Origin of the sequence: Streptomyces anatolicus, assembly GCF_019400875.1 — a bacterium.
In the GTDB taxonomy this organism is placed as follows: domain Bacteria; phylum Actinomycetota; class Actinomycetes; order Streptomycetales; family Streptomycetaceae; genus Streptomyces; species Streptomyces anatolicus.
The window spans coordinates 1-9,843 of sequence record NZ_WMBF01000229.1 but is presented as its reverse complement, the minus strand read 5'-3'; the positions used below and the strand labels follow the sequence as shown (position 1 = coordinate 9,843).

The 9,843-nt window shown below is 72.2% G+C and carries 9 protein-coding genes; 4 read left to right on the top strand and 5 right to left on the bottom strand.

The annotated features are described in order from the left end of the window. The 3 genes from pgsB to GKQ77_RS20015 all read right to left on the bottom strand — a co-directional run. Window positions 1-1,554: poly-gamma-glutamate synthase PgsB (gene pgsB, locus GKQ77_RS20025; RefSeq protein ID WP_308117725.1), on the bottom strand; the 1,554-nt coding region annotated here is incomplete at its 3' end. Window positions 1,555-1,560: 6 nt separating this feature from the next. Next, window positions 1,561-3,798, bottom strand: a complete 2,238-nt coding sequence (locus GKQ77_RS20020; protein ID WP_219690296.1) for a HAMP domain-containing protein — start codon at window positions 3,796-3,798, stop codon at window positions 1,561-1,563. Window positions 3,799-4,044: 246 nt separating this feature from the next. Further along, window positions 4,045-5,244, bottom strand: coding sequence for a CapA family protein (locus GKQ77_RS20015; protein ID WP_219690294.1), 1,200 nt, complete (start codon window positions 5,242-5,244; stop codon window positions 4,045-4,047). A 23-nt stretch (window positions 5,245-5,267) separates the two neighbouring features. Here GKQ77_RS20015 and GKQ77_RS20010 point away from each other — a divergent pair, with 23 nt between their 5' ends. Next, on the top strand, window positions 5,268-6,251 hold the full coding sequence (locus GKQ77_RS20010; RefSeq protein WP_258021603.1) for a hypothetical protein: 984 nt from the start codon (window positions 5,268-5,270) through the stop codon (window positions 6,249-6,251). A 17-nt stretch (window positions 6,252-6,268) separates the two neighbouring features. Here the strand turns inward: GKQ77_RS20010 and GKQ77_RS20005 are convergent, their stop codons facing one another. Continuing rightward, window positions 6,269-6,607: an STAS domain-containing protein gene (locus tag GKQ77_RS20005; protein ID WP_258021602.1), complete on the bottom strand. Its 339-nt coding sequence runs from the start codon at window positions 6,605-6,607 to the stop codon at window positions 6,269-6,271. Between the two features lie 186 nt (window positions 6,608-6,793). Further along, window positions 6,794-7,531, bottom strand: a complete 738-nt coding sequence (locus GKQ77_RS20000) for a GAF and ANTAR domain-containing protein (protein WP_219690292.1) — start codon at window positions 7,529-7,531, stop codon at window positions 6,794-6,796. A 309-nt stretch (window positions 7,532-7,840) separates the two neighbouring features. Between GKQ77_RS20000 and GKQ77_RS19995 the strand changes: the two genes are divergently transcribed. From GKQ77_RS19995 to GKQ77_RS19985, 3 genes are all read left to right on the top strand, one after another. Beyond that, entirely contained in the window at window positions 7,841-8,587 is a 747-nt protein-coding gene (locus GKQ77_RS19995; protein ID WP_219690291.1) for a GAF and ANTAR domain-containing protein, read from the top strand. Next, window positions 8,584-9,312 carry a GAF and ANTAR domain-containing protein gene (locus GKQ77_RS19990; RefSeq protein WP_219690290.1) on the top strand — a complete coding sequence of 243 codons (729 nt, stop codon included), beginning with the start codon at window positions 8,584-8,586 and terminating at the stop codon, window positions 9,310-9,312. The genes GKQ77_RS19995 and GKQ77_RS19990 overlap by 4 nt, the downstream gene beginning before the upstream one ends. Before the next feature lie 47 nt (window positions 9,313-9,359). After that, a partial coding sequence (locus tag GKQ77_RS19985) for a GAF domain-containing protein (protein WP_219690289.1) occupies window positions 9,360-9,843 on the top strand: 484 nt, incomplete at its 3' end.

Genomic DNA, 9,843 nt, shown 5'->3' with positions numbered 1-9,843 from the left:
GCCCCCCGCCCCCCGCGGCTCGAACAGGCCGCGGGGGGCGGGGGGCTGGGCGTAGGTGTCCGCGGGCGCGTAGGACTGCTGCTCGTAGGGCTGCTGCCCGTAGGCCTGCTGCTCGTGGGACTGCTGCTCGTGGGGCGCGTACGTCTGCTGCTCGTGCGGCTGGTACGGCTCGTACGGCTCATACGTGTCATACGGCTCGTACGCGCGGTGCGTCTCGTACGGCTGGTCCGTGGTGCGCTGCACCGGCACGTGGACCTGCGGGTGCTGGCCGGTGGCCGTGTACCGCGTCTCGTACGCCTCCGAGTAGTGCTGGTACGGGTCGACGTGCGGCTCGTAGAACGGGGCGGGCTCCTCGGGGGCCTGCTCCTCGCTCTCGTCCGGCGGCAGCTCCGCGAGGTGTTCGAGGAGCAGCTCGCCCTGGCCGTGGATGTTGCCGATCGCCACGAGCGAGGAGTCGGGGCCGAGCTGCGCGAGCATCTCGCGCATGAACTCCTCGGGGTCGCGCCGGTCGCCGCCGAGGTCGACGGCGCGCGCACGCCACTCGGCGGGGATCGCGTCGATGGCGGACTTGGCGGGGTGGCCGATGACGAAGACCTTCTCCGGCTGGAGGTCCGGGATGATCTCGCCCATCTGGCCGTTGCGCTCGACGCGGTCGGGGCGGCAGTTGATGACGACGTTGAGCGGGCGGTGGATCGCGCCGAGGTCGAGCAGCTGGTTGATGTTCATCAGCGTCGACTCGGGGTCGTTGGCCGCGAAGACGTTGGCGAAGCGGAGCTTCTTGCCGTCCTCGGTGGCGTACCGCTCGACGGAGAGGACACCGGGGTCCGGCGGCGCGTCGTACATGCCCTGGAGGGCGACCTCACGGCCGACGCCGAGGAGTTCGGCGACCTTCAGCGCGATGGCCACGTTCTCCTTGAAGGTGAACCAGCTGAAGCCGCGCAGCTCGTCGTCGGTGACCGTCTCGGGGTCGGCGTAGATCAGCTCGCAGTTCCGGGCGTCGGCCTCCTCCTTGAGGATGGCGTAACGGTCCTTCTCCGCCGTGACGCAGATGCCGCCCTCGGGCATGGAGCGCGACAGCGAGCGCGCCACGTCGTCGAGGGTGGGGCCCATCTCGGCGAGGTGGTCCTCGCGGACGTTGCAGAGCACGCCGATGGTGGAGCGGATCAGCTTGGACTGGTTGATCTCCTGGAGGGCGGGCATGACCGCCATGCACTCGATGACCAGGGCGTCCGGGTGGTACGCGGCCGCGCGCCGCACGATGCCGATCTGCTCGACGACGTTGGCGATGCCGAACTTGCGGTAGACGGGCTCCTCGGTGGCGTCCGGGTGGATGAAGCGGGCCGCGGTGCCGGTGGTCTTGGCGACCGTGGTGAGCCCGCCGCCGCGCAGCGCGCCCGCGCACAGGCGGGTGATGGAGGACTTGCCGCGGATGCCGTTGACGAGGACCCGGGTGGGGATGTGCTCCAGGTTGCCGAAGTGCCGCCGCTGTTCGACGACTCCGGCCGCCAGCAGGACGGCACAGCACACCATGAGCACGGTGTAGAGGAAGAGCACGGCGGTTCAGTTCCTTCCGGCGAGGCCGGCCGTGACGCCGTCCCGCTTGCGCTGGGTGCCCGTCGGCAGCTGCTGCCTGATCAGCTCCAGGCTGCGGGTGACCGCGCCGACCTCGTCGTGGTGGCGCGGGTAGAGGACGGTCTTGCGGTCCCCGTCGGCGAGCGCCTCCGCCTGGTCGGCGAGGTGCCGCAGCGGTCGTACGACGACGATGTGCAGCCAGCCCAGGCAGGCGGCCGCCGCGGTGATGCCGAGGAGACCGGCGAGCACGGTGCGGTTCTGCAGGCTGTACTCGGGGATGGCGAGGCCCGAGGCGGGCTGCCAGCTGAGCACGGTCCAGCCGAGCGCGTGGGCCGCGCCGCCGCCGACGAAGGGCGCGGCGGCCGCGATCTGGATGTCGTCGCCGTCGCGGTAGAGGACGCCGCTGGGGCGCGGGCTGAGGCCGACCTTCTGTCCGGTGCCCTCGGCGAGCGCGTCGAGGCGGCCGCTCGGCAGGCCCTCGAACTCGCGGTAGCCGGTGTTGGCGCCGATCACCTTGCGCTCGCTGTCGACGACGCGGACCTCGCCGAGGCCGGGGCGCTTGAGCAGCGAGTTGAGGAAGTCGATGCGGAACTCGCCGACCACGGCGGCCCCTTGGCGCCCCTGTATCTCGGCGGTGCCGAGGATGACGGGCTCCTTGCCGCCTTCGTCGAGGACGCGGATGGGCTTGGCGGAGGGGCCCTTGCCGGACGGGCTGCGGGGGTCGTCGCCGGCCTCGGCCACGACCTCGCCCTTGGCGTCGAGGACGTACAGGGACTGGTAGCGGGGGTGCTGGTTGAGGGTGCTCTCCAGGACCTTGGCCATGTCCGAGGGCTTGGTGCGGTCGCCCATGAGGGAGGCGACGGAGGTGAGGTCGGCGTGGCCTTCGTTGAGGGCGCGGCGGACGCGGTCGGTGAGGGTGTCGGTGCGCTCGCGCTGGTCGTTGACCATCTGCTGCGGTACGACGACGGTGTCGCCGGCGCGGTTGAGCAGCAGCATGAGCGGCGCGGACCAGGCGAGCAGGAGCACTCCGCAGACCGCGATCAGCGTGCGGCTGCCGAAGCGGCGGCGGCCGGGCTTCTCCGTCCTGCCGCCGACGGGCTCGCCGAGCAGTTGGCGGCGCAGGCGTTCGAGCGCGGCGCCGATGCGGGCGGCCTCGCCGGACTTCGGCACGGTGACGGGCCGTTCGAGGTCGCCCCGGCTCAGGCGGCGGCCTTCGAGGAAGAGCCGGATGAGCGGGCGCTGGACGGTGCGCAGGAGCAGGTAGACGGTGACGCCGCCGATGAGCAGCAGCGCGGCCGCGGCGAGCAGCCCGAAGGCCGAGCTGCTGGTGGCCGCGGGGTCCTCGGCGACCGGGACCTGCGCGACGACGGTGAGGCCGAGCCGGGTGGCCACCGTGGGCTTGCCCGCCTCGGGTCCGGCGAGGCTCGCGTAGCCGCCGATGGCGCGCTCGCCGAGGTAGCGCTCGCCGGTGAGATGGCCGCTGACGCCGAGGAAGCCGCCCGAGCCGGGCTCCTTGGACATCAGGGGGTGCGTGCGGGCCTTCTTCGCGGCGGCTTCCGCGAACGCCTTGAGCTGCTTGTTGGACTGCTTGACCTCCTCGCGCTGGAGGTCGGTGAGGACCTGCTCGGGCTCGGGGATGCCGTCGGTGCTCAGCACGTGGCCGTCCTGGCCGACCACCGCGATGGAGCGGAACTTGCCGAGGCTGATGCCGGGGAAGCGCAGGCTGCTGGAGGCGACCAGGAGCTGCTGCGGCTGGCCCTCCCAGGTGAGCAGCGCGAAGGAGAGCAGCCGGGTCTCGCCGTTCTCCAGGCGCACCATGCGCGGGGCCAGGCCGTCCTTGTCGGCGAGCGCGCCCCGGTCGATGGCGGTCAGGGGGAGGTTCTCACCGCGGGCGGCGAGGAGCTTGCCCGAGGAGATCTCGACGACGGCGGTGCCCATCCACTTCTGGTAGACGCTGCCGATCTTGTCGAGGACGGCGTCCGGCTGCACCGGTTCGCCCGCGCTGAAGAGTTCGGCGGTCCGGGTCAGGTCGGTGACGGACTCGTCGATGGAGGCGCGCAGCGCGATGGCGCCGTCCTCGGCGAAGTGCTGCTGGGAGAGCTTGACCGCCTTGGGGACGGCCTCCTGTCCGGCGCGGCCGAGGGTGAGGGCGGTGATGCCCGCGAGGGCGAGGAGCAGGACCGACAGCACGGCGATGGGGGGACGGATGCCGCCCAGCAGTGACATGTCGGTCCTTCGGCGGACCTTGTGCCGCCGCTTCGAACGCGAAGCGGCCAAGGGGTGCTCCTCTCCTGGAATGACGCGGGCGCGGAAGCGCGCGGTGACGCGGGGTCGCGGAAGCGCAGGGTGATGCGTTCCGGAGAGCTTTGACCCGCGACCCATCCGGAGGGATGTACGAAGTACTTGAAATGTGAGCTAGCTCGCATCGATCGAGGGTTTGCCCCCCGGATCAGTCGGAAGCGGTCCTTCCGGTCAATCGGCCGGAAGCTCTTCCAGCGGTTCGAGCCCGTCCTTGCTCGCGCCCCTGTTCAGGAGCGTGCCCTGGGTGCGTTCGAAGGCCAGGCGGTAGCGGGAGTGCTGCTGCTCGCTGAGGCCATCGCCGTCGCGCAGGGTGGCGGCCACGTCCAGGAGCCGGTGGTCCTCGACCGCTCCCTTGGGCAGGGCGCCGGTCTCGTCCGGGTCCGGCGGGATGTCCACGAACGTGGGTACGTACTTGGCGTTCACGTCCCACTCGCCGCCGCGCTTGACGAACTCGAACCAGCCGACCACGCCCTCCTCGGTCAGACCGCTCGGCACGTCGTGCCGGGCGACCTGGTTGCCGAGTCCGTACGCGATCCAGGTGCCGTCGACCTTCTCCATCGGCTGGACGACGTGCGCGTGGTGGCCGATGACGAGGTTGATGCCGGTCTCGGTCGCGATCTTGCGGGCGAGCCTGATCTGCGGAGCGCTGGCGTTGGGCTGGTTCTCACGGCCCCAGTGGATGCTGAGGATCACGACCTCGGCGCCCGCCTTGCGCGCCTTCTTCTCGGCGGCGGCGATAGCGTCGAAGTCGTTCTGGTTGACGATCCACGGCTTGTCCTTGGGGACCTCGCGGCCGTTGAACCCGAAGGCGAACGCGATCTGGCCGACCTTGACGCCCTTCACCTCGGTGATGAGCGGTTTGTCCCCTTCCGCGGCGCTTCGCGCGGATCCGGTGTGACGCAAACCGGCCTTGTCGAGCGTGTTCAGGGTGCGGGTGACGCCGGCGGGGCCGTGGTCGAGCGTGTGGTTCGAGGCGGTGGAGCACTGGTCGTAGCCGACGCCCTTGATGGCCGTGGCGATCTGCGGCGGCACGAGGAAGTCCGGGTAGCTCTGGAAGGGGCCGCCGGGCTTGCCCACCACCGGTTCGAAGTGGCAGATGCCGAGGTCGGCCTTGCTGATGACGGGCTTGACCCCGGCCATCAGCGGCCCGAAGTCGATGCCCTTCTCGCCCTTGCCCGTGGCCTTGGCGTCCTTGCGGGCCTGGTCGGTCAGTTGCGGGTGGATCAGGATGTCGCCCGCGGCGGCGACGGTGAACGAGGGGCCGCCGTCGGTGGCTTTCTCGTCATCGCCGAAAGGACCGCAGGCGGTGGCGAGCAGCAGGAGCGCGGAGGCCGCACAGGTCACGAAATGCCTGCGGGAGGGACGTGTCATCACAGGGATATCTTTATACAACCATGATGAACTCCCACACCCGGCCGGTAGCGACAGCAAAGAAGCTGGGGCTTCTCGCCGCCGTGACCGTCTGCGTCCTCAGTCTCGCGCAGTGCTCCGGCGACTCATCGGACAGGGGCCGGACGCCCTCGCGGGAGCACCGGGAGCCGCCGTCCGCCACGGCGCCCCCGCCCGGCCTGGAGCGGGAGATCACCGCCTACACCGCCGCCTTCGACGAGGACAGCGGCTACCGCCGGCCCTCCCGCACCGACCGGAAGACGGTCGCCGCGGGCGTCGGCCTGCTCCTCGACGGCCGCCGGGATGAGGCCGAACGCCGCCTTTCCGACGTGGACTTCGCGATCCGCACGGTCACCGACGAAGCGACCGGGCGGCGGTACGCGGAGATCGCCGACCGCGCCGAGAGCGGCTCCGCACCCCGCGGCTGGGGCCGCGTCTACGTCGACCTCGACTCCCCCGTGCGCTGGTCGGCCCAGGTCCCCCACCCCGTGGCCGACCGCCACACCGAACGGCTCGGGGCACAGCTCCTCAGCCGTGCCCCCGGTGGCGTACTGATCGTCGCGGGAGCACATCGCAAAGCAGGGCGCGGCGACCAGGCGGACGTGGCGCACCGCAGGGACAGCGTCTTCCACGCCGTCTGCGACGAGCTGGTGCGGCGCGGGCTGCCGGGCGTACAACTGCACGGCATGGCGGAGGACTCCGCTCCGGACCATGACGTGGTCGCCTCCACGGGCCGGGGCAGGGAGGCGGTCACCGAGGGCCGCGCCCTCGCGGACGACCTCAAGAGGCGCGGCTACGACGTGTGCCGCGCCTGGGCCCGGTCCTGCCCCCTGGCGGGCCGCACCAACGTCCAGGGCCGCGCGGCCACGGCCCGCGACGTGCCGTTCCTGCACGTGGAGTTCGGCCCCCGCCTCCGCGAGGACCGCGACCACGCGGGCGAGGCGGTCGCCGCGCTCGCCGACGTGACGCGGACCTGGCGGAGAGGCTGAGGCGGCGAGGCTGAGGCTCAGCTGTCCGTGACCGGTAGAGGCAGGTGGTCGAGGATGTCGAACCACATGCGCAGGCTCGGGTGGCGAAGGAGCCGGAGCGTGGTCGGATCCGTGCAGATGACGCGGAGCCGTCCGTCACCCCGGGCGCGGGCGCGGTTGAGGAGGCGTACTCCGGAGCCGTCCATGAACTCCACCTGGCGCAGATCGATCAGCAGCTCGGCGGCGCCGGCGTAGGACAGGGTGTCGAGGTAGTCGGAGATGTCGGGTGCGGTGGCGATGTCGATCTCGCCGCACAGGCGGACGAGGGTGCCGGTGCCGTGGGTGTGTACGGACGCGATACAGCTGGCGGCAGGCAAAGGGAAGGGCATGACTCTCGCTCGGCGAAGCGCGGTGAATCCCCTGGGAGAGGGGGCGGACCGCCGACGGGGTCTTGGCCGACGCTCCACGGTAGGGCGCTCCGCGGTGCCGTGGAGCAGTTCGGCGGAACGCCTGCGACGCCCGTTCCCCACTGCTAATGGGGGGCCGCGACGGGGCGGCCGGGCTCACGGTCCGGCGGGGTCCGGTGGGGGCGGGTCGGGCAGGCGCAGGCCGCGGTGGACGACGGCGTGGGCGAGGCCGGTCAGATCGGTGCCGAGGGCGTGCGCGTGCGAGCGCAGCAGCGCGAGTGCCTGGCCGGTGGTGACGGCGTGGCGGTGACTGATCATGCCGGTGGCCTGGTGGACGACGGCGTCGGTCGGCAGGAGCCAGGCGTCGGCGGCGGAGTCCTCGCCGGGGGCGGGGACGGCGAGCAGCAGCAGCTCGGCGGCGTGCGCGTGCGTGCGGGCGGTGCGCAGGTCCGCTTCGGGCAGGGCGCCGGGCCGGTCGCGGTAGAGGCACAGCACGAGTCCCGGCTGGGGGACGGTGAAGCGGGGGTCGACGGCGGGGAGCGCGAAGACGGCCCGGATGCCGTGGGCGCGGGCCCGCTCGGCGTAGACGGGCCACGCGCCGGTGACGTCCGTGTCGTCGAGGTCGGGGGCGAGGACCGGCGTGAGACGGCTCAGGGCCTGGACGCAGGGGCCTTCGCCGAGATTTATCTGCAGTGCCTCTCCGCGGCCGGCCAGCGGGCCGACGGCGGCCAGGGACACGCGCTGGGCCAGGGCGGCGTCCGCCGCCAGCGTCAGCCCCACCGAGCAGGGCAGGCCCAGGGCCGTCCTGCATGCGCGCGCGAGGCTGCTCGCGGGGTCGGGGCGGTCGAGGTGGAGGGCGGCGAGCTCGACGGCCGTCGCCCGGGTGCTGGTCACGGTAGACGGACGCGAGGGGCGGGCAGCGAGCGCGCGCCCAGGAGTGTGCGCATGGCCGTGGTTCCGATCTTTGGCACTCAACCGCCGATGCCGCCCCTGATCGGAAGCCAATGTCAGGGTTGCCGTGCGAGGCGTAACCATCTGTTCGGGTACGGGCGGCTTGCTTCTACCCTACGCTCCTGACACCGCCCGCCCCGGGCCCTTCCCACCACTGTCACCACCCGCCACTGTCACCGCCCGTGAGGGACGCGCCCCATAGACTGGACATGACGTTCCCCGGCGACTCGGCCAGGCAGGAGGTGACGCGCCGTGGTCTCCAAGGGCGACCTCGCCGCCGTACTGGCGAGCCTGCTCCCGGCGCCCGGCAGCGGCGGCCTGGTCGGCGCGGACGCGCTCCGGTGTGCCCGTGCGCTGGGGGTCGACGGCGTGGCGGTATCGGTGACGGTGGGCAGCGGCCTGAACGAACTGCTGTGGTCCACCCCGGGTGTCAGCACCCAACTGGAGGACCTGCAGTTCACCCTGGGAGAGGGGCCGGGGCCCGAGGTCGCCGCGTCCGGCACGGCCGTGTCGGTGCCCGACCTGATGCGCGAGCCGGTCGACAGATGGCCGGTCCTGCTGCCCGAGGGCCTGGCGCTGGGGATCAGGGCGGTGTTCTGTCTGCCGCTGCTCGCGGGCAGCGCCTGCCTGGGCACCATGACCCTGCAACGCGCGCGGCCCGGCCCGCTGGAGGAGATTCCGCTCGCCGACGCGTGGATCGTCACGCACGCGCTGACCGCGGCGCTCGTGCAGGACGCCGGGCAGTGGGGCGCCTTCGCCGCCGCTGAGGACGGCTCGGACTTCTACCGGGCCGCGGTGCACCAGGCGACCGGGATGATCAGCGTGCAGGCCGGTGTCTCCCTCGCCGAGGCGCTGATCCGGCTGCGGGCCCACGCCTTCCGCCACGGTCGGCCGTTGAACGAGGTAGCCGAGGACGTGGTGGCCCGCCGGGTGCATTTTCGCCATGATGATGGAGACGGCCGGGCGCCATTGGCCGGCGGAGGGACTGAAGGGCCATGACTCGAGAAGAACGCCTGCTGGCGGCCGTCATCGACGCGGTCGACACACTTGTCGACGACTTCGATCTGATCGACTTCCTGCACATGCTGTGCGACCGCTGCCTGGAGCTGCTCGATGTATCGGCGGTGGGAGTCATGATCGAGGACCCGGGCGGCAGGCTCCAGCTGATCGCCGCATCCGACGAGCACACCCGCCTCCTGGAACTCTTCGCCCTCCAGCACGACGAGGGCCCGTGCGTGGAGTGCCACCGCAGCGGCGCGGCCCGGCTGAACATCGACCTCACCTCACCGGTGGAGACCAGCCCCTTCCCGGTCTTCGCGGCCCGGGCCCGCAAGGCCGGTTTCGTCGTCAGCCACGCGCTGCCGATGCGCCTGCGCGAAGCGGTCATCGGCGCGCTGAATCTCTTCGACACCCGCCCCCAGAACCTCTCCCCCGCCGATGCGCGGGTCGCGCAGGCCCTGGCGGACGTGGCGACCATCGCCATCCTCCAGCACCGCACCCTCGCCCACGCCAACCAGCAGCGCGCGCAGATGCACGCGGCCCTGACCAGCCGCATCCTCATCGAGCAGGCCAAGGGCGTCCTTGCCGAACGCTGGAACACCGGCGTCGACGACGCCTTCGACGCCCTGCGCCGCCACGCCCGCTCCCACCAGCTCGGCCTCACCCAGTTGTGCCGCCAGCTCGTCGACGGGCAGCTCGACTCCGAAGCCATCGCGCGCCCCTGACCCCCTCGGGCCCCGCCTTCCGCGACCTCTCGTTGGGACACCCCCTCATGGATGACGACGATCACGCCGCCGCCTGGCGCAGGATCGGCTCCGCCGATGGCGGCATCACCCTCGCCACGGCCTGCCGCGCCTGCGTCGCGGATCTGGAGGCCGACTGCCTCGGCGTGACCCTGGTCGTCGCCGGTGAACTGCGCCTGCTGGCCCACACCACGGACGGGCGCGCCCGGCGCCTCGAGGACGCCCAGCTCATCACCGGAGAGGGCCCCTGCACCGACGCCTATGTGGGGCGCGCCCTGGTCGAGGAGGCCGACCTGGACCAGGCGTTCGACAGGTGGCCGGCCTTCACGCAGGCCGCCGCCGGGCAGCACCTGCGCTCCGTGACCGCTCTGCCCCTGACCACCGGCCACCTGCGCGTCGGCGCCGTGAACATCTACCGCACCGCCCCCGGCCTCCTCAGCCCCCGGCACAAGGCCCTGGCGCGCGCCTACGCCCGCATCCTCGCCCTGCTCGCCCTCGACGAACACCCCCACC

Excerpts from the sequence above, each read along its gene's own strand:
- GKQ77_RS20020 (WP_219690296.1), bottom strand. The coding sequence starts at position 3,798 with ATGTCACTGCTGGGCGGCATCCGTCCCCCCATCGCCGTGCTGTCGGTC.
- GKQ77_RS20015 (WP_219690294.1), bottom strand. The coding sequence starts at position 5,244 with ATGACACGTCCCTCCCGCAGGCATTTCGTGACCTGTGCGGCCTCCGCG.
- GKQ77_RS20010 (WP_258021603.1), top strand. The coding sequence starts at position 5,268 with ATGATGAACTCCCACACCCGGCCGGTAGCGACAGCAAAGAAGCTGGGG.
- GKQ77_RS19990 (WP_219690290.1), top strand. The coding sequence starts at position 8,584 with ATGACTCGAGAAGAACGCCTGCTGGCGGCCGTCATCGACGCGGTCGAC.